The following is a 17,673-nucleotide window of genomic DNA, read 5'->3' as shown; positions in this document are numbered from 1 at the left end:
GCTTCCTGATGAGTGTGCCCCCTGTCGTCGAACTGCCGAACGTCGTGGACGTGGTCAACATCGGGCTGCCGTTGTTCGAGACGGCGCTGCGCGCCCAGGAACAAGCGGTCATCGGGGTGGACTGGCGGATCCCGGCCGGTGGCGACTCCGAGGCGGTGGCTGCGCTGGCCCGGCTCCTCGGCCCGCGGGCGGACCGGATCGAGCGTGCGAACGCGGAGGTGATCCGCCGGCTCAACGAAGGCGTGCCGATGCTGGTCGGCATCGATCGCGCCGGCGACGTCATCCCGGGCTTCGGTGGGCGGGACGTCCTGCACTGCGGTCCGGCCATCGCCTGGCAGGACATGCCGGACCCGTTGCAGCGTTCGGTGCGCGCCGCCGTGGTCGCGGAGGGCTGGGCCGAGGATGTGGCCGCCGCCGGGGCGCTCGTCGAGTCCGGCCAGGTACGGCTGAAGCCGGCCAACGAGCACAGCACCGTCGTACCGATGGCCACGTCGATCGGCCCGTCCGCACCGGTGTACGTCGTGCAGAACGAGGCCGGGGGTACCACGGCGTACTCGAGCATCAACCAGGGCTCAGGTGCCGTGCAGTGGTTCGGGGTCGACAACGATCACGCCATCGAGCGGCTGCGGTTCGTCCGGGACGCGGTCGGACCGGTGCTGGCCGAGGCGCTGGCGTCGCGCGGTCCGGTCGACGTGTTCGCCCTTGCCGCCCAGGGTGTCCCGATGGGCGACGACGTCCACATGCGGGTCCAGGCGACCACCAACCTCTTCCTGCGTGACCTGCTTCCCTACCTGGTCCGCAGTACCCACCCCGCGGCGCCGGAGGTGGCGACCTTCCTCAGTGGCAACCACCTGATGTTCCTCAACGTGGCCATGGCCGCCGCCAAGTCCTTGGTGGAGTGGGCCCGTGACGTGCCGGAGTCCAGCATCGTCACCACCATGTCGCGCAACGGTTCGACGTACGGCGTGCGCCTCGCCGGCGGCGGCGACTGGTTCCTCGCGCCGTCACCGCCGATCCAGGATGCGTTGTACTACCCGGGATACGGGCCGGAGACGAGCGCGCCGGACATCGGTGACAGCGCCGTGCTCGAGCTGGTGGGGCTCGGTGGTCCCGCCGCGGCCAACTCGCCTGCTGTCGCGGGCTTCCTCGGTGGCCGGATGTCCGACGCGATCGCCGCGACGCGCAGCATGCAACGGATCTGCGCGGGGGAGAGTCCTCGCTTCCGGCTGCCCATCCTGGACAACATCGGCACGCCCGTCGGCGTGGACGTTCGCAAGGTGGTCGAGCTGGGTATCACCCCGGCGGTCAACACCGGCGTCATCCACGCGTCGGACGGCAGCGGCCAGGTGGGTGCCGGCGTGGCCTGGGCTCCGATCGCCTGCTTCATCGACGCCCTGCTCGACCTCGACCGTCGTCTGGCCTGACGCGATGCCCGCGCACCTGCGGCCTCTCGTCGTGGGCTCGGGGGTCGATGCCGCCCACGTCGACGGTGCCCACGGAACCGTGGTCGGGATCTTCCGGCACGGTTGTTATGTGCAGGTGGGCGGCGAGGTCTACGCCATCGCGGGTCCCGCCGTCGCGCCCGGGCCGATCCATCTGATCGTGGCCGCGCCGCCCGCTCGCGCCACCGAGGGGTTGGCCGTCTGGCGCGACGGCACCCGGCTGCGTTCGTCGCATTGGCAGGTCGAGCTCGGTGAAGCAGCTTTCTTCGCACCGTGGCAGCCCGCTCGCGCGGACCTGCTGCACGCCGAGGCGGCACTCGGATCGATGCTCGAGTCGCTGGCTGTCCCCGCCGACCTGGCGCGAGGATGGCACTCGGTACGACGTGCCGTGGCGGCCGGCGATCTCGTCGCGTCGCGCGAGCTGCTCGAAGGCCGCGGGGGAGGTCTGACGCCCACCGGCGACGACGTACTCGCCGGTCTCCTGCTCGTGCACGCGTGGCGCGGCGAGGACGAGGACACTCTGCTGCGCGTCGCGCGGGATACCGCCACCACGAACCTCAGCCGATCCTTCCTGGCCTGGGCTGCCCGAGGTCAGAGCGTGGCGCCGGTGCACGACCTGGTCGCCTGCGCGGCCGCCTACGACCGCCCGGCGTTCGACCACGCGGTCACGACCGTCTCGGCCATCGGCGGCTCGTCGGGCATCGCGCTCCTGTGGGGGATCGGCCTCGCAACCGCCGCGAGCGTCAACCTCGTCCGGCCGGAAGGCGTCCCGCCTGCGAGAAGTTCGGCCTGAGCTGGCGCGGCAGCCTCGCCTCGAGGCGGCGGAGGGCATCTCGCGCCTCGTCAGGTGCGCCCACCTCGCCCAGGAGCAGCAGTGAGCCGGTCTGCCGAGCCAGGACGGCGGCGTCCTCACCACGGCCCTGCAGGTGGAGAGCCAGGGCCTGGTACTTGACCGAGCCGGCCGCCCGCGCAGCCTCGAGCAGGGCCTCGGGATCCTCGAGCCGCAACCTCGAACGCACCTCGCGGATCCGCAGGTCGGCGCGCCACTTGAACGGCAGCCAGTGCTCGATCAGCTCGGACGCAACCTCGAGCCGCTCCGCCGCGCGGTCGAGCTGGCCGTCCAGACGCTCGGAGTCGGCCAATGAGCAGAGGGCGTGGAGCTCCTGCTCGATCTGCAGACTGCCCGCGTCCACCTCCCGCGACTGCTCGAGCGCCAGTTCGGACAGGTCGTGGGCCCGGGTCGGCTCGCCGAGCTCGCGCCAGACCCACGCGAGCGAGGTGTTCGTCCGCGCTCGGTAGAACGAGACGTCGTAGCGCTCCAGGATCGCGGCCTTCGTCTGCAGGGCCGTCAACGCTCCGGAGAGGTCTCCGGCGTTTGCGCGCGCCAGACCGGCGAAGAACAGGCCGCGCAGCAGCGGGTGGAACGCGCCGATCCGGTGCGCGGCCCCGACCGCCTCGTCCAGGACGTCGATCGCCTCGCCGTAGCGGTCGGCGTGGGCCAGCAGGGCGCCGAGGCAGCTGAGTACCGAGACCCGGACCGCTTCCTCCTCGTCGCCGAGCCCGTCGAGGGCTCGTTCGTACGCCCGGTACGCCGCGTCGAAGTCGCCGGCCCAGTGCTTGGTCCGGCCCAGCAGGTTCCAGGCGCTCGGCCCCGCGCCGGGCATCCGCGATGCCTCCTCGGCACGGGCGACGGCCTCCTCGACGTCGCGGCGGTAGTACGCCGTCCAGCCGAGGCGCTCGACCGCGGTCGCCCGGAGCGAATGCTGCCCGGTCGCGACCGCGAGGGACTCCGCCTCCTGATGGTCGTCGGTCGCCAGGTCGAACTGGCCGAGCTCCTCGTGAGCAGCACCCCGGCCGATCAGGGCCAGGCCTTCCAGCTCCTGGTCGGCTGCCTTCCGGGCGCAGTCGAGGGCGGAGGAGAACAGCCGAACGGCATCGGCGTTCGCGAACGAGCGACGGGCCAGCACGGCCGCCTCGTACCACGACCTGGCCGCGGCCGGTGTCAGCCCGGAGCGCTCCTGGTGGAGTGCCCGCAGCTCCGGCCTCGCCGAGAAGATCTCCGCCAGTTGCCGGTGGCGCAGTACCCGGATCGGTCCGGGCAGGTTGTCGTACAGGGTCTGCCCCAGGATCGGCGGCGAGAAGACGAACAGGTCGTTGCGGGACGCCAGCAGGCCGGCCGCCATCGCCTGCTGCACGGCCGGCATGAAGTCGACCGCCGGACGTCCGACCAGGCGCTCCAGCGTTTCGAGCTCGAAGGCGGTACCGATCACCGAGGCGGACTGAAGCAGGTCCTCGACCCCGCGGCCGCTGCGGCGTACCCGGTTGAGGACCATCGATCTCAGCGTGCCGGGAATGTCCGAGCGGTCCTCCCCGCGGCGCAGCGCCGCGAGCACCTCGACCACGAACATGAGCCGGCCCTGGGTCAGCTCCCAGACGAAGGCCGCCTCGTCGGGGACTCGGGCCTGGGCCGCCAGCTGGGCGACCTCCGACTCGGTCAGCGAACCGAGCTCGACCAGCAGGCTGCTGTCGGCCAGGGAGCCCAGTTCCGCGTCCAAGCGGTCGGACGGCACCGTGGCGACCACCAGGAGCGGCACCTCGCCGAAGGAGTGGAGGAGCCACTGGAGCGCCTCGACGGTGGCGGTGCCGGCCAGGTGCAGGTCGTCGAAGAAGAGCAGCAGCGGTTGCTCCTCGGCCGCGGTCGCGAGGACGTGGCGCATGGTGTTGAGCACGCGCCGGTGTTCGATCTCCGGGCTTGCCCGCTGGTAGTCGGGCGTACCGACGACATCACGCAGGTCGGGCACCAGCTCGACCGCCGTGTCCGTCCAGGACCCGAGCAGAGCCGGCAGGTCTTCGGGCGCGGTCGACAGCAGGATCCGGCTCAGCACGGTGACGAGCGGCTGGAGCGGGGAGGAGCGCTCGCCCTCGAAGCAGTCGACCCGGATCGCCCGGGCGCCACTGCCGTCGGCGTTGTCGGCGAGAGCCTGGGCGAGCGACGAGCGCCCGGAGCCGGGGGTTCCCGTGATCACCACCGAGCCGGCGTGACCAGCGGCGGCATCGTGCCAGCGGCCGACGATCGAGGTGAAATCCTCCGCCCGGCCGATCAGCTCGGAGGTCCCGGTCGCGGCCGGACCGGGAACCGACACCGGTCCTGGTTCGGCCCCGCTCACGATCGCGCTGAACAGGGCGTCGCTCTGCGGGCTCGGCTCGACGTCGAGCTCGTTGCCGAGCTGCAGCCGGAGCTCTTCGTACACACGCAGAGCGGCCACCCGGTCGCCGAGATGCCAGTACGCGTCCATCAGCGCGCAGCCCGCCAGCTCGTCGTGCGGGATGTGCCGGAGAACCGCCTCGGCCTGGCTCGCGATGTCGCTCCACATGCCGAGGCGAGCCTCGGCATCCCACCGCGCGCGGTTCAGGCGACGGGTGAGTGCGTCGACATGACGTTGCTGTTCCTCGGCCCAGCTGTGCTGGGCGAACGCGGGAGGCAGTTGCGGGTTGCCGCCGGCCAGCAGCGCGAAGGCGCGCCGCGCCGCGGTCACCGTCACGGCCGGGCTCAGCGCGGCTCGCGCCTGCGCCGACTTGGTCAGTTCCTCCAGTTGGGCGAGGTCACTCGTCCAGGTCCGGCCCGCGTTGAAGCGGTAGCCGGTGGACACCGAACCGGTGATGACGTCGGATCCGATGGCCCGTCTCACCCGGCTGACCAGCGAGGCGATCACGCGATCCGCCGTCGCCGGGGCGTCGTCGTCCCACAACGCATCCATCAGTGCGTCCGTCTCGACGACGGCGCCGCCGCCGGCGACGAGCCTGCGCAGCAGGATGCCCGCCCTGCCCGCGGGAACGGGGCCGAGCGGATGACCCTGCGCGTCGGTGACGCGCAGACCGCCGAGGACGAACACCGTCGAGGGCGGAGGACTGGTGGACATCGTGAGACACCGCTCCTCTCCAGGAATTACTTCGGCCATCTCCTATAGTGTAGAATCGTCACCTATCGTAGAGGGACTTCGGTCCCGCAGTCGAGCCGAGCGGAAAGGAACGGGTGCGATGGACGCGGCACCTCCCAGCTTCCTCACGGTGCCGGAACGGCCCGCCAAGCCACGATCCGCCGGCATCACCCATGTGTTGGACAAAGGGTATTCCCTCGACCCGGTGCGGTCGGTGCTGAAGGCCTACTCCGGCTGGATCGACGTCTGGAAGCTGGGCTGGGGTACGGCGTACGTCGAGCCCGCGCTCGCGCAGAAGATCCGCCTGCTCCGTGACCATCAGGTCAAGCCGTGCACCGGCGGCACGCTGCTCGAGATCGCCTGGCTCCAGGACCGGGTGGCGGAGTTCTTCGACTTCGCGACCTGGGCCGGCTTCGAGTGCGTCGAGGTGTCCCGCGGCGCCACGGAGCTGCCGCCGACCGAGAAGCGCGAGCTCATCCAGCTGGCGAGGTCGCTCGGGTTCGAGGTCTTCGCCGAGGTCGGCAGCAAGGATCCGCTCGAACTCGTCTCGGCGGTCGACTGGATCGCCGAGCTGCAGGGCGACCTGGACGCCGGCGCGACCTGGATCGTGGCGGAGGGACGGGAGAGCGGCACCGTCGGCCTGTACGACGCGGACGGCTCGGTCCGGGAATCCCTGCTCGACGAGCTGGCGTCTTCCGGCGCGGCCGGCAGGATCATCTACGAGGCTCCGCAACGGTCGCAGCAGGCGCACTTGCTGCGCCGGCTCGGACCAGGGGTGAACCTCGGGAACGTCGCGCTCGAGGACGTGATGGGACTGGAGACGCTCCGCCTCGGCCTGCGCTCGGACACCATCGGGCTGGGGATCGAGATCGGGGAGCCGGTCCGTGCTCGCTGAGCCGGCACGTGCCGCCGACCGGGCCACGGATCCGCTGGCGCCGAACGTAGTGCCCTCGCGCTACCGCCAGGTCGCCGTGGCCTCGGTCCCGAGCCTCGACCCGGACTGGCTGGCCGAGCACTTCACCGGCCGTGAGGTGTACTTCCGGACCCGGTTCGTGGTCGCTCGTCAGGGGAGCAGGGCGGCGTTGGTCGAGGTGGACCGGCTCCCGACGACCGAGCTGTTCACCATGACCCGGTCCGCGCGAGTGCTCGCCGGGCCGGAGGACTGTGCCCTCGTCGTGGACGAGTCTCTCGACACCGCGGTGCCCTCGCAGCTTGCCGCCGCGGCCGAGCGCTCCGGCGCCCGGTGCGTCATCGTCGAAGGCCTGTACTCCCACGTGAGCTTCATCCTCAACCCCGCCCCGCTGCGGATCCGGCTGGTCGACGTCTATCCACCCGGGCCGCCCAAACTGCTCGACCAGGTCCAGCGGGTGCTCAGCGCAGCGGAGGACCTGCCGCCGGTCGTCGTCGTCCCCGACATCGTCGACAGCCGTGACCTCCTCGCCGACCAGTACGACGAGCAGCCGGCCGAGTTGCTGATCCCGTGTCGCGGCTCCGGGATGGACTTCCCCGGCAGCAAGGTCTCCTTCCTGGACGAGCGCCCGCCCGAGCGCGAGTGGACGCTGCTCGGGTGCGAGCGGTCCAACCAGATCCATCGCTGGTTCTACGGCAGCACGCCCGACCGGGTCGACATCTGCCCCCGGCAGTGGCTGGCCTCGGAAGGACGGCCGACGCTCACCCGCTGCTGCCTGATCCAGGAGGGGATCGAGGCCGACGGGCCGGCCCGGTTGGTGCCGTGGGGCGCCTCCCTGGCCGAAGTACGGGCCGCGATCGAGCTCCTGGTCGAAACGTCGGAGGTGACGTGGACGCACATCTGATCGACTCCGAGATCTTCGGCCACCAGTGGAGCACGCCGGAGAGCCACGCGATCTTCGCCGAGCCGTCGCGGGTCAGGCGCTGGCTCGAGGTGGTCATCGCGCTGGCGCAGGCCCAGGCCGAGGTCGGGATCATTCCGGCCCGCTCCGCCGCTGCCATCGCGGGACTGCGCGACCGTGAGCTGGACGTCGCCGCGATCGGCGAGAGCACCCGCGCCACGTCGCACTCGACCCTGGGGATGATCCAGGTACTGCGCACCCTGCTGCCGGCCGACGCCGCCGAGCACGTGTACTACGGCACGACCGTCCAAGACATCTCCGACACCGCTCAGGTGCTGGAAATCGGGGCCGTGGCGGACCTGCTGTGGCGGGACCTGTGGGCGATCGAGGCGGAGCTGCTCGCCCTGGCCTCCACGCATCGCGAGACGGCGATGGTGGGACGTACGCACGGTCAGCCCGGCGCACCGATCACCTTCGGATTCAAGGCGGCGACCTGGGCGGACGAGACCGGACGCAACCTCGAACGCCTCCGTTCGGGCCGCGACCGCTGGCTGGTCGGGCAGCTCGGTGGCGCCGTCGGAGTACTGGGTTTCTTCGGCTCGAGGGCCATGCCCCTGCGGACGGCGTACTGCCGGCGGCTGGGGCTCGCCGAACCCGCGATCTCCTGGTTGACCACACGGGACCGGCTCGCCGAGTTCGCACAGGTGGTGGCGAGCCTGACGACGTCGGCGGCGCGGATCGCGAACGAGGTCTACGTGCTCGCGCGCGCAGAGCTCGGTGAGCTCCGCGAGCCCACCTCGGCGGCCACGGTCGGCAGCATCTCCATGCCCCACAAGCGCAACCCCGAGGTGAGTGAGCAGGTCGTCACCCTCGCGCGGCTGGTCCGTTCCCTGTCCGGCGTCCTCAACGACACCATGGTCGGCGAGCATGAGCGAGACGGCCGATCGTGGAAGACGGAATGGGTCGTGCTGCCGGAGCTGTGCCACTACGCCCTTACCGCGACCGGCATGACGCGTTCGCTGATCAGTTCTCTCGAGGTCGACCCGACGAGGATGCGTGCCAACCTCGAGGCGACCGGCTCGGCCACGTCGGAGCGCCTGCTGAGTGCGATGTCCGAACGGCTCGGCAAGCACCATGCTCAGGCCGCCCTCCACGAGGCCTACCGCGAGGCAAGCGAGTCCGGCCGAACCCTGAAGGCGGTGCTCGAGGGTCGTGTCGAAGCCGACGAGTTCGCCGAGCTGGACCGCGTGCACACCGGAGCGGCCGCCGCGATGGCTGACGAGGTGGTCGCCCGCGCCCGCCGCCGGCGCGAGAAAGAGAGCACCTCATGGCGCTAGACCACCTCCCGCGGGTACAGCTCGGACTGTTCCCCACTCCGATGCAGTACGTCGCCGACCTCGCTCCGGGCCTGCAGGACCTACTGCTCAAACGGGACGACCTCACCGGTTTCGCGTGGGGCGGCAACAAGGTCCGGACCGTCGAGTTCGTGCTTGGCGACGCCCTGGAGCGCGGTTCAGACACGCTCGTCGTCGCCGGTGGACCGGGTTCCAACTTCGCCGCCCTGCTGGCCGTCGCGGCCGCCGCGAAGGGAGTGGCGATCAGACAGGTCTGCTACGGCTCGCCGCGTGGCGCCGCGGCGCTCGAGGTGTCGAGAAGGGCCGGCGCGGAGGTGGTCTTCACCGGCTCCGACGACCGCCAGAGCATGGAGATCGGCGCCCGCGAGCTCGTCGAACGTCTGAACGCAGAGGGAGCCCTCGCGTACGCCGTACCGCGGGGCGGTGCTACGCCGGTGGGCGCCTGTGGCTTTGCCGGAGCAGCGGCCGAGCTGGTCTCGCAGCTTGCCGAGCGCAACCTTCCCCGGGCCACGGTCGTCCTCCCCGTCGGGTCAGGCGGCAGCATTGCCGGGCTGCTCGCGGGCCTCGGTGCCAACGGTCACGCCGACCGGGTCGACATCGTCGGAGTCTCTGTCTCGCGTCCTCCGGATGAAGTCGAGCCCCGCATCGCCGCCTGCGCCCTGGAGACCGCACGACTGCTAGGCGGCGGCGAACCGTCGACCCGCTGGCGGCTGGTCGACGGCAGGGCCGGCGGTCCCGGTCCGGAGGCCGATCGGTTGACCCGGGACGCACTCCGGCACAGCGGTCTCGTCGCAGACCCGGTCTACAACGTGAAGGCCCTCCTTTGGCTGGCCGACCACCGCGCCGAGTTGCGGGAGCCGACCGTCTACTGGAGCACCGGCGGCGCACTCGCGGCCGCCGACACACTCATCACTACGTTCGCCGAGGCTGGGATTGGATCCGGGGCCGTCGGCGCGGAGGCAAACCCATGACAGCGGTCAACGCGGGACGCCGGGTCGAGGGCCCGTCCAAGGATCGGCCGGCCCAGCAGCTCATCGACGCTGGGTTCGCCTGGGAGATCGCGGACGCCCCGCTGCTCCACCACGGCCTCAACCTCGCCGACATCGCGCACGTGCTCGATCTGCGCCACCGCCGGATCATCCCCGAGCGAGCGGCTGCCGCACTGCTCGGCGTACTCCTGGAGGCGTATCGGACCAGGCCCGAGGACTTCCCGTACGACGCGGCGTACGGCGAGCCCTACAACTCGCGCGAGCGGCACTTCGTCGCCACGATCGGTGACGACGCCGGCTGGTTGCACGCCGGCCGGCCGCGGCGCGAGGCGGCGCGGGTCGCGCTGCGCATCCTGCTCCGCGGGCTCACCGCCGAGCTCGCCGCGGGCGCCGCCGAGTTCGCGGCCACCTCGTCTCGCACGGCAGCGCGGTACCGCGAGGTCTTCATGCCGGACCAGACCTATCTCCAGCAGGCGCAACCGTCGACGTTCGGGCACTACCTGCTCGGCTTCGTGCCGCCGGCGATCCGCGACTGTGAGCGGCTGGTGGCAGCGCTCGCACAGCTGAACAGCAGCCCGGGTGGCGCGGGGTGTGTCAACGGCAGCCGGTTGCTCGACGACCGCCGGGTGATCGCGGACCTGCTGGGCTTCGACGATGTCATCACCCACACCCGCGACGCGATGTGGCAGACCGACACCTTCATCGACGTCCTTGCCACCGGTGTCAGCCTGCTGTCGAACCAGTCGAAGCTCGCGGAGGACCTCGAGATCTGGTCCAGCCAGGAGTTCGACTACGTCGACCTGGCCGGCCCGTACACGCGCGCCTCGGTGCTGATGCCGCAGAAGCGCAATCCCTATGCGCTGTCGATCGTCCGCGGCGCCGGGGGAGTCCTGATCGGACGGCTCACCGGCTTCCTGGCCGTGGTGAAGAGCCCTTCGGCCCGCAGCGACAACCTGATCTTCGCGTACGGCGAGATTCCCCGGGCGGTCGAGTTCGCCACCCGGATCACCGCGCTGATGGAGGGGGTGGTCGACACGCTGACGGTCAACGAGAGTCGCATGTGGGAACGGCTGGAGGAGGGCTTCACGCAGGCCACGGACCTGGCGGAGTTCGTCATGCTCCGCTGCGGGGTCGACTACCGGGCGGCGTACCTGATCGTCGGGGAGGTGGTGGGCGCTGCGAGCAGGCGCGGGATCCGCGGCGTGGACATCAGCCCGGAGGATCTCGACGTCGCCGCCCAGCGCGTGATCGGGCGATCGCTGGAGCTGGAAGCCGACGAGGTCAGAGCCGTCCTCGACCCCCGTGCCATCGTCGCGACGCGGAGCGCCCTCGGTGGGGCGGCACCCGAGGCGGTCGATGCCATGACCGAGGAGTACCTCGCGAAGGCCGTGGACCTGGGCTACCGGGCGAAGCGAGAGCTCGAGAAGTACGCCGCGGCGGAGGCGCGGCTGATCGCCGAGGCCGAGCAGGTCGCGGGGGACCAGCATCGCTGACAGGTGCCGCAAGCTGTCGTGCCGGGCCGGCAAACGGCCGTGCAACGGCTGTGCAACAGCGGCGGCCACCATCCGTTCATGGAGACGTTCAGTGTTGAACCCGACCGTTGCGGTTGCCGCTTCGAGCAGCACGCGCCCGCCCACCACCGCCGCCTGGTCTCGCTCGAGCGAGAGCCGATGACCGCCCTGGTCGAGCTGATCGAGATGGCCGCGACCTGGGACGAGATCGAGTACGGCGAGACCGAGCCGGTGATCCCTCCGACCGAGTGGATCGCCTTCGCCGAGGACCACGCGTGGATGGACGGCGATCGTGTCTTCGACGCCCTGGTGGCGTTGGCGTCCGTGGCCTTCCCCTCCCGTTCCCGGCGGCTGGCGGCGGTGACCTCGCTGCAGAAGACCGCAGCGGACGCCGTACCGCGTGCCCTGGCGACGGTCTGACAGGCGGGAGTGACCCCATGACCGACGCGCCCCGCATCGCGATCAACGGCCTCGGCAGGATCGGACGGGCCTTCCTCCGCGCCATCCTCGCCCGCGAGTCGGCGGTCGACGTCGTCGCGGTCCACGACCTGACGCCTGCTTCGACGCTGGCCTACCTGCTGGAGTACGACTCGGTGCACGGCCGGCTGGGCGTGCCCATCGAGGTGGCCGGCGACGAGCTGCGGGTGGGGGAGCGGCGGATCCAGGTACTGCGGTCGAACCATCCGGCGAACCTGCCGTGGTCCGCCCTCGGAGTCGACGTCGTCGCCGAGTGCAGCGGCCAGTACACCACCCGGGAACGGGCCGCGGGTCATCTCCTGGCCGGCGCCAAGCGGGTGATCATCTCCACGCCGACCGACTCGGCCGAGGTGACGATCTGCGTCGGGGTCAACGAGGCGGCCCTCGACCCGGCCGTCCACCGGATCATCTCCAACGCCTCCTGCACGACCAACTGCGTGGCGCCGATGTTCGCCATCCTCGACGAGGCTTTCGGGGTCGACGGCGGCTGGGTCGACACCGTGCACGCCTTCACCAACGACCAGCAGCTCCTCGACCTGCCGCACCACGACCTGCGGCGCTCGCGGGCCGCGGGCCAGAACATCGTGCCGACGGGCACCGGGGCGGACCGCGCCCTGGCGCTGGTGCTCCCGCAGCTGAAGGACCGGGTCCACAGCGTCGCGGTGCGCGTTCCGGTTCCCGACGGGTCCCTGAGCAACGTGGTGGCCATGCTCCGGGAGCGCGCCACGGCCGAGCAGGTGCGCGAGGCCTTCATCGAGGCAGCCCGCTCGGACCGCTGGTCCGGCATCGTCGGCGTCACCGACGTGCCGTTGGTGTCGTCGGACATCCTCGGCGACCCGCGTTCCTGCGTGATCTCACTCCAGGACATCGAGTCGCACGGTACCGCCGTACGCCTGTTCGGCTGGTACGACAACGAGTGGGGTTACGCCAACCGGCTCCTCGACCTGGTCGAGATGGTGTCCGCCCGCAGCAACGTCAGGCCACCGGCGAACGAGCTGGTTCCGCAGCCGGCCTTGATCGGCTCAGGCGCGGCGTTCGGGAAGTGACACCCACAGCACCTTGGCGGTGCGGCCGGACGGGTTACGCCAGGAGTGGCTCTCCTCCGAGCGGAAGTGGAGCGAGTCACCGGCGGTCAGCCGGAAGACCTGGCGGCCGACGGTGAGCTCCAACGTCCCCGACTGCACGTGCACCAGGGACTCGCCGGCCGGGTGCCGGTTGTCCTCGGCGGACCGGGCGCCGGCACCGATCTCGGTGACGCTCGCCGCGAGGTCGAAGGGGCCGGACTCCGCGGAGATGGATCCCACCACGACGTCGCCGTCGCCCTCCGTGCGGGTCCGGCGTTGCTTGGCCGGGGTGTAGACGACCGGCGAGTCGGGGGCCTCGACCTCGCCGATGAAGTGGGCCACCGGGACCTGGAAGGTGGCCGCGAGTTTCAGCAGCGTGGTGATGGTGGGCACCATCGTGCCCTGCTCCACCTTGTGGATCGCGGCCGGCGAGACGTCCGAGCGGTCCGAGAGCTGCTGCAGCGACAGGCCGTGTCGCGTGCGCAGCGAGCGCAGCCGTGGACCGATACCGGACACCACCGCTGAGACCTCGGTCTCCGGCAGCGGCGCCGCGGCGAGCCGGTCGGCCGCTGCGTCGTCGCGAACGCCACCGGAGCTGGTGGCTGAGGGGGACATGCTCTCTCCTTCGTCGGGAACGCGCCGTTGAGTAGCCGACAGCCTAGCTCTGATAGTTGACGGCCCGCTATGTCTCACATAGTGTTTTGCCGTATCGGATAGGAGATGTTGCGCAGCGCAACCGGAGGAGGCCGCGGATGGACGGGATCCACGACATGGGTGGCACCCACGGCTGGGGCACGGTCGCCATCCAGCCGGACGAGCCGGTGTTCGAGGAGCAGTGGCACGCCCGGACCTTCGCCCTCGGGCTGGCGTCGATGGGCGCATCGGGGACCAACCTCGACGCGTTCCGGCACGCGCTCGAGCGGCTCCACCCGGTGGAGTACCTCGCCGACGGCTACTACGGAAGGTGGCTCGCGGCTGCTGAGCTGTTGCTGGTCGACAGCGGTGTGCTCGCGCCCGGAGCTGTCGAGGCCCGAGCCCGCCGCCTGGGTGGTGAAGATGTCGTCGAGCCCGCGGATGTCGAGGTGTGCAAGCCGTCGTACGAGCGTGGCGGTCCTGGTTCGCTACGCCAGATCGACGACGAGCCCGCCTTCGAGGTGGGGCAGCAGGTGCGTGCCCGCGATCTCCGCAAGCGAGGCCACACCAGGATGCCGGCCTACGTCCGCGGGCGGACCGGTGTGGTCGATGCCCGGCGGCCGGCGGCCGTCCTGCCTGACAGCACGGCTCACTTCACCGGTGAGGACGCGCAGCACGTCTACACCGTCCGCTTCGAGTCGACCGATCTCTGGGGCTCCGACGCCGAGGTCTCGACCGTCTACATCGACCTGTTCGAGAGCTACCTGGAGAAGACACTGTGACCGCCGATTCCCGCACTGCAGACCGGCCTCCCGCCGCGCTGCGCGCCGAGGCACTCGAGGCGCTGCTGACCGAGCGAGGCCTGGTCAAGACCGACGTCCTGGACGGGTTCATCAACCGTTACGTGAACGACGTCGGCCCGCTCAACGGAGCCAAGGTCGTCGCCAAGGCCTGGGTGGACCCGGACTACCGCGCCCGCCTGCTCGCCGACGGCACCGGCGCCATCAAGGAACTCGGCTTCGGCGGACCGCAGGGCGAGCACATCGTCGTGGTCGAGAACACCGACGAGGTTCACAACGTGGTGGTCTGCACGCTGTGTTCCTGCTACCCGTGGCCGGTGCTCGGCCTGCCTCCGAACTGGTACAAGGACCCGGCCTATCGCGCCAGGGTCGTCCGGGAGCCGAGGGCGCTGCTCGCGGAGATGGGCCTCGTCGTCGACGGCGCCGTCGAGATCAAGGTGTGGGACTCGAGTGCGGAGAACCGGTACTTCGTGCTGCCGCGCCGCCCGGCCGGCAGTGAGAACCTGTCCGAGGAGGAGCTGACCGCCCTGGTCAGCCGGGATGCCATGGTGGGCGTCGCCGACGTGAAGGTCGCCTCATGACCGGGGCCGAGGCCCTCGACGCCGTCGGCGCCACGGCGCTGCCTCGCGCGAACGGCGAGCTGGTCTTCGACGAGCCCTGGGAGAGCCGGGCGTTCGGCCTGGCGGCCGCGCTGGCCGACCAGGGGTTGTTCTCGTGGCGGGACTTCCAGACCGGGTTGATCGCCGAGGTCGCCGCGGACGAGTCCGGGCCCGGGGAGTATCGCTACTACGACCGCTGGGTCGGCGCCCTCGAGTCACTGCTCTTCCAGCGGGGCGTCGTCTCGCTGGAGGACGTCGACGACCGTGCGGACGTTCTCTGTCATCGGCCGGCGGGCCATGACCATCGTGATGACGAGCATGGCCTCCATGACCACTGACGCTCGCGTCGCGGCCGGGCGAACCGTCACGGGCAAGTGGAGATCCGGGTACCACTGCTCGGTGCGAGCAGGGTCGTTCACGATCGAGGTCGACGAGCCGGTGCGGGTCGGCGGGACCGATCTGGGGCCGCAACCGACCGATCTGTTCCTGGCGTCGGTCGCCTCCTGCTTCCTGATGGCACTCAGCTATGCGGCTCGCAAGCGGGAGATCGAGCTGTCCGACCTGTCGGTCGACGTGACCGGCAGCTACGACGGTCAGCGGTTCAGTGCGATCCACGTGCAGGCCCGCGTCGGTGTGCCGGAGGCCGAGCTGGATCAGCTGGTCCGGGCTGCCGAGCGCGTCTGCTACGTGACCAACACATTGCGCGCCGGCGTCGAGCTGACCACCGAGGCGATCGCCGTCGAGCATTGACCGGCGCGCCGGCTCTGTTTACTATCGGAAACACTCATTGAACTTAAGACGTACAGCGGAGAGTGGGCGCTTCTCGTGAAGATTGTTGTGATTGGCGGCGGAGCCGCCGGACTCGGCGCCGCGGGCGCCGCGAAGGGGCAGGACCCGTCGGCACAGGTCGTGGTGTACACCGAGTACGAGGACGTCGCCTACAGCCCGTGCGGCATCCCGTTCGTGCACGGCCGGGAGATCGAGTCCTTCGAGAAGCTGTTCCTCGCCACCAAGGAGCAGTACGTTGCCCAGGGCATCGACGTGCACTACGAGACCACCGTCGAGAGCATCGACACCAGGTCGAAGACGATCAAGGTCCGCGGTGAGGGCGAGGTCGGCTACGACAAGCTGGTGCTCGCCACCGGCTGGAACTACGACACCCCCGACATCCCGGGCGCCGAGCTCGGTGGCATCTACCACGTCAAGAACATCCGGGCGGCGATGGAGTGGGACCGCCGGCTCGACGACGTACGGTCGGCGGTCGTCGTCGAGTCGGGTCCGATCGCGATGGAGATGGTCTCCGCGCTGCGGCATCGCGACATCGAGGTGACCCTGGTCGACCCGGGTCCGTGGCCGATGGCCGACGTGATCGATCCCGACATCGTCGAGCCGGTCCGCAAGGACTGGGAGGAGGCCGGCGTGAGCCTCAAGTTCGGCGAACACGTCACCGCCTTCAACGGCGCGGACACGCTCACGCACGTGAGCACGAGCTTCGGTGACGTGCCGGCGGAGATCGCCGTGATCGGCAGTCACAAGGTGCCGAACAGCGCGCTGGCGCAGTCGGCGGGGATCAAGCTCGGCAGCACGGGTGGCGTCGTCGTCGGCCCGGACCTTCGCAGCTCCGACCCGGACGTCTTCGCCGCGGGCGACTGCGCCGAGATCCCGCACGGAGTGTCGAACGTCCCCCTCCAGGGCCTTTCCGGCAGCCACGCCTACGCGCAGGGCAAGACCGCGGGCATCAACGCCGCCGGCGGGACGCGCACGCACAATCCCGTGTACGTCCCGTGGGGGATGCTGGCCGGCTCCTGGATGATCGGCGGAGTCTCCTTCGGCGAGACCCTCGCAACGGCTCTCGGGCTGCCCTTCGTGACCGGCGTCGCCAACGGCATCACCAGGGCGCGCTACTACCCGGGCGTGAAGCCGATCACCGTCAAGCTGCTCGCCGATCCCAACACCCGGCGGCTGATCGGGGCCCAGATGGTCGGTGGCGAAGGGATCAAGGAGCGGGCGGACTTCCTCGGCATCGTGGCCAGGACGGGCATCACCATCGAAACGCTGGCCACGATGGAGAACGTGTACTCGCCCGCCATCGGGGCGTTGAACGAACCCATCGCCATGGCGGCGCAAGCGCTCGTGGCGAAGCTCTGAGGTGGCTGCCGTGACCTTTTCCCGATGGCTGCGGTCGAACTCCGAGCACGCGTTGCTGCGGGACGCGCAGCGCCGCATGGCCGCGAAGTACGACGCGAATCCGCCGGCCCGTCCGCACGCCGTCAGGGACCGCTGGTGGCGCCAGGTCTTCGCGCCGGTCTACCGGCTGCTCCCCTGGGGCCTGCGGCGGGTGCTGATGCAACGGATCCCGGGCAGCCACCGCAAGGGGTGGCCGAAGCCGGAGTACATCTCGCCGAACGACCAGTGAACCACCTGCCTCGCCCGGCCGGGCGAGGCAGGACAGCACGGCCGCATCATCCACACCACCAAGGAGTCAGCACATGCCGAAGACGGTCACCATCGAGCCGCCCAAGGAAGGCGACATCCTCTTCGACGTCGAAGAGAAGATCTTCCCCGACTACAAGGCAAACGAAGGCGACAAGGCGTACGTCTTCATGCACACCGTGCCCTTCGAGGGGTCCGTCGGCCTGGTGAACATGCTCACCGCGACCCGCCTGCAGCGCAAGGGTTTCGAGCTCACCTTCATCCTCTACGGCCCGGGCGTCCTGATGGCGTCCGCCGCCCGGGGGTACCCGGCAGTCGGCAACGAGGGCTTCCCGGGCAACCTCGGCTACAACAAGCAGCTGAGGACGCTCATCGACGAGGGCGCCAAGGTGTATGCCTGTCGCTTCGCGATGGGTGCGCTGTACGGCATGCGCGAGGACGACCTGATCAAGGGCGTCATCCCGTTCAACCCCCTGGACGTGCTCGACGCCAACATCCAGGCCTGGCGTGAGCGGGCCATCGTCTTCGCGACCTGGACGGTCTAGCCGCGACGAATCGGTCACCACGAACTGATGCCCCGCAGGCGACGCTGCGGGGCATCCTCGTGTCCGGTTCCCTTTG

Annotated in this window: 18 protein-coding genes; 16 read left to right on the top strand and 2 right to left on the bottom strand. The window is 70.4% G+C overall.

All coding sequences use genetic code 11. From position 1 onward, the window contains the following. Nucleotides 1-8 precede the first annotated feature (8 nt). Together EV648_RS21320 and EV648_RS21315 are read left to right on the top strand one after the other, a co-directional pair. Nucleotides 9-1,424 (top strand): DUF1116 domain-containing protein, encoded by a 1,416-nt coding sequence (locus tag EV648_RS21320; RefSeq protein ID WP_132294466.1) that lies wholly within the window; start codon nucleotides 9-11, stop codon nucleotides 1,422-1,424. Nucleotides 1,425-1,428: 4 nt separating this feature from the next. Continuing rightward, the gene (locus EV648_RS21315; protein ID WP_132294463.1) at nucleotides 1,429-2,235 is read left to right on the top strand and encodes a DUF2877 domain-containing protein; all 807 of its coding nucleotides are present in this window, start codon (nucleotides 1,429-1,431) and stop codon (nucleotides 2,233-2,235) included. Here EV648_RS21315 and EV648_RS21310 read toward each other — a convergent pair. Next, complete coding sequence (locus EV648_RS21310; RefSeq protein ID WP_158294036.1) at nucleotides 2,186-5,362, bottom strand: AAA family ATPase; 3,177 nt, start codon at nucleotides 5,360-5,362, stop codon at nucleotides 2,186-2,188. The genes EV648_RS21315 and EV648_RS21310 overlap by 50 nt on opposite strands. A 118-nt stretch (nucleotides 5,363-5,480) precedes the next feature. Here EV648_RS21310 and EV648_RS21305 point away from each other — a divergent pair, with 118 nt between their 5' ends. From EV648_RS21305 to EV648_RS21280, 7 genes are all read left to right on the top strand, one after another. Continuing rightward, complete coding sequence (locus EV648_RS21305) at nucleotides 5,481-6,275, top strand: phosphosulfolactate synthase (protein WP_132294457.1); 795 nt, start codon at nucleotides 5,481-5,483, stop codon at nucleotides 6,273-6,275. Then, entirely contained in the window at nucleotides 6,265-7,194 is a 930-nt protein-coding gene (locus tag EV648_RS42665; RefSeq protein ID WP_158294035.1) for a hypothetical protein, read from the top strand. The genes EV648_RS21305 and EV648_RS42665 overlap by 11 nt, the downstream gene beginning before the upstream one ends. Beyond that, on the top strand, nucleotides 7,179-8,528 hold the full coding sequence (locus EV648_RS21300; protein WP_158294034.1) for an adenylosuccinate lyase family protein: 1,350 nt from the start codon (nucleotides 7,179-7,181) through the stop codon (nucleotides 8,526-8,528). The genes EV648_RS42665 and EV648_RS21300 overlap by 16 nt, the downstream gene beginning before the upstream one ends. Further along, on the top strand, nucleotides 8,519-9,517 hold the full coding sequence (locus EV648_RS21295) for a 1-aminocyclopropane-1-carboxylate deaminase/D-cysteine desulfhydrase (protein ID WP_132294451.1): 999 nt from the start codon (nucleotides 8,519-8,521) through the stop codon (nucleotides 9,515-9,517). The genes EV648_RS21300 and EV648_RS21295 overlap by 10 nt, the downstream gene beginning before the upstream one ends. Continuing rightward, nucleotides 9,514-11,028: an argininosuccinate lyase gene (locus tag EV648_RS21290; protein ID WP_132294448.1), complete on the top strand. Its 1,515-nt coding sequence runs from the start codon at nucleotides 9,514-9,516 to the stop codon at nucleotides 11,026-11,028. Before EV648_RS21295 ends, EV648_RS21290 begins: the two co-directional genes overlap by 4 nt. Before the next feature lie 78 nt (nucleotides 11,029-11,106). Further along, entirely contained in the window at nucleotides 11,107-11,466 is a 360-nt protein-coding gene (locus tag EV648_RS21285; protein ID WP_132294445.1) for a hypothetical protein, read from the top strand. 17 nt (nucleotides 11,467-11,483) lie between these two features. Then, nucleotides 11,484-12,569: a type I glyceraldehyde-3-phosphate dehydrogenase gene (locus tag EV648_RS21280; RefSeq protein WP_132294442.1), complete on the top strand. Its 1,086-nt coding sequence runs from the start codon at nucleotides 11,484-11,486 to the stop codon at nucleotides 12,567-12,569. Here the strand turns inward: EV648_RS21280 and EV648_RS21275 are convergent. Beyond that, complete coding sequence (locus EV648_RS21275; protein ID WP_132294440.1) at nucleotides 12,546-13,202, bottom strand: cupin domain-containing protein; 657 nt, start codon at nucleotides 13,200-13,202, stop codon at nucleotides 12,546-12,548. The two genes, EV648_RS21280 and EV648_RS21275, sit on opposite strands and share 24 nt — an antisense overlap. Before the next feature lie 137 nt (nucleotides 13,203-13,339). Here EV648_RS21275 and nthB point away from each other — a divergent pair, with 137 nt between their 5' ends. The 7 genes from nthB (at nucleotide 13,340) to EV648_RS21240 (ending at nucleotide 17,597) form a co-directional block, all read left to right on the top strand. Then, nucleotides 13,340-14,002, top strand: coding sequence for a nitrile hydratase subunit beta (gene nthB / locus EV648_RS21270; protein WP_132294438.1), 663 nt, complete (start codon nucleotides 13,340-13,342; stop codon nucleotides 14,000-14,002). Continuing rightward, nucleotides 13,999-14,601 carry a nitrile hydratase subunit alpha gene (gene nthA, locus EV648_RS21265; RefSeq protein WP_132294436.1) on the top strand — a complete coding sequence of 201 codons (603 nt, stop codon included), beginning with the start codon at nucleotides 13,999-14,001 and terminating at the stop codon, nucleotides 14,599-14,601. The genes nthB and nthA overlap by 4 nt, the downstream gene beginning before the upstream one ends. Next, a complete protein-coding gene (locus tag EV648_RS21260; RefSeq protein ID WP_132294434.1) occupies nucleotides 14,598-14,957 on the top strand; it encodes a nitrile hydratase accessory protein in 360 nt (119 codons plus the stop codon). Before nthA ends, EV648_RS21260 begins: the two co-directional genes overlap by 4 nt. Further along, entirely contained in the window at nucleotides 14,947-15,369 is a 423-nt protein-coding gene (locus EV648_RS21255; protein ID WP_158294033.1) for an OsmC family protein, read from the top strand. Before EV648_RS21260 ends, EV648_RS21255 begins: the two co-directional genes overlap by 11 nt. A gap of 75 nt (nucleotides 15,370-15,444) precedes the next feature. Further along, nucleotides 15,445-16,767: an FAD-dependent oxidoreductase gene (locus EV648_RS21250; protein ID WP_199234741.1), complete on the top strand. Its 1,323-nt coding sequence runs from the start codon at nucleotides 15,445-15,447 to the stop codon at nucleotides 16,765-16,767. 10 nt (nucleotides 16,768-16,777) lie between these two features. Next, the gene (locus tag EV648_RS21245; RefSeq protein ID WP_132294428.1) at nucleotides 16,778-17,035 is read left to right on the top strand and encodes a hypothetical protein; all 258 of its coding nucleotides are present in this window, start codon (nucleotides 16,778-16,780) and stop codon (nucleotides 17,033-17,035) included. A gap of 73 nt (nucleotides 17,036-17,108) precedes the next feature. Continuing rightward, a complete protein-coding gene (locus EV648_RS21240; protein ID WP_132187467.1) occupies nucleotides 17,109-17,597 on the top strand; it encodes an MSMEG_0572/Sll0783 family nitrogen starvation response protein in 489 nt (162 codons plus the stop codon). Nucleotides 17,598-17,673: the final 76 nt, after the last annotated feature.

Origin of the sequence: Kribbella sp. VKM Ac-2568 (genome assembly GCF_004345365.1) — a bacterium.
Taxonomy (GTDB): Bacteria; Actinomycetota; Actinomycetes; order Propionibacteriales; family Kribbellaceae; genus Kribbella; species Kribbella orskensis.
This window is presented reverse-complemented; position numbering and strand designations above follow the sequence as displayed.

What these genes read in the sequence shown, in the direction of transcription:
- EV648_RS21320 (WP_132294466.1), top strand. Translation starts at nt 9, where the DNA reads ATGAGTGTGCCCCCTGTCGTCGAACTGCCGAACGTCGTGGACGTGGTC.
- EV648_RS21260 (WP_132294434.1), top strand. Translation starts at nt 14,598, where the DNA reads ATGACCGGGGCCGAGGCCCTCGACGCCGTCGGCGCCACGGCGCTGCCT.
- EV648_RS21305 (WP_132294457.1), top strand. Translation starts at nt 5,481, where the DNA reads ATGGACGCGGCACCTCCCAGCTTCCTCACGGTGCCGGAACGGCCCGCC.
- EV648_RS21290 (WP_132294448.1), top strand. Translation starts at nt 9,514, where the DNA reads ATGACAGCGGTCAACGCGGGACGCCGGGTCGAGGGCCCGTCCAAGGAT.
- EV648_RS21255 (WP_158294033.1), top strand. Translation starts at nt 14,947, where the DNA reads ATGACCACTGACGCTCGCGTCGCGGCCGGGCGAACCGTCACGGGCAAG.
- EV648_RS21295 (WP_132294451.1), top strand. Translation starts at nt 8,519, where the DNA reads ATGGCGCTAGACCACCTCCCGCGGGTACAGCTCGGACTGTTCCCCACT.
- EV648_RS21285 (WP_132294445.1), top strand. Translation starts at nt 11,107, where the DNA reads ATGGAGACGTTCAGTGTTGAACCCGACCGTTGCGGTTGCCGCTTCGAG.
- EV648_RS21310 (WP_158294036.1), bottom strand. Translation starts at nt 5,362, where the DNA reads ATGTCCACCAGTCCTCCGCCCTCGACGGTGTTCGTCCTCGGCGGTCTG.
- EV648_RS21275 (WP_132294440.1), bottom strand. Translation starts at nt 13,202, where the DNA reads ATGTCCCCCTCAGCCACCAGCTCCGGTGGCGTTCGCGACGACGCAGCG.
- EV648_RS21240 (WP_132187467.1), top strand. Translation starts at nt 17,109, where the DNA reads ATGCCGAAGACGGTCACCATCGAGCCGCCCAAGGAAGGCGACATCCTC.
- EV648_RS21280 (WP_132294442.1), top strand. Translation starts at nt 11,484, where the DNA reads ATGACCGACGCGCCCCGCATCGCGATCAACGGCCTCGGCAGGATCGGA.
- nthB (WP_132294438.1), top strand. Translation starts at nt 13,340, where the DNA reads ATGGACGGGATCCACGACATGGGTGGCACCCACGGCTGGGGCACGGTC.
- EV648_RS21315 (WP_132294463.1), top strand. Translation starts at nt 1,429, where the DNA reads ATGCCCGCGCACCTGCGGCCTCTCGTCGTGGGCTCGGGGGTCGATGCC.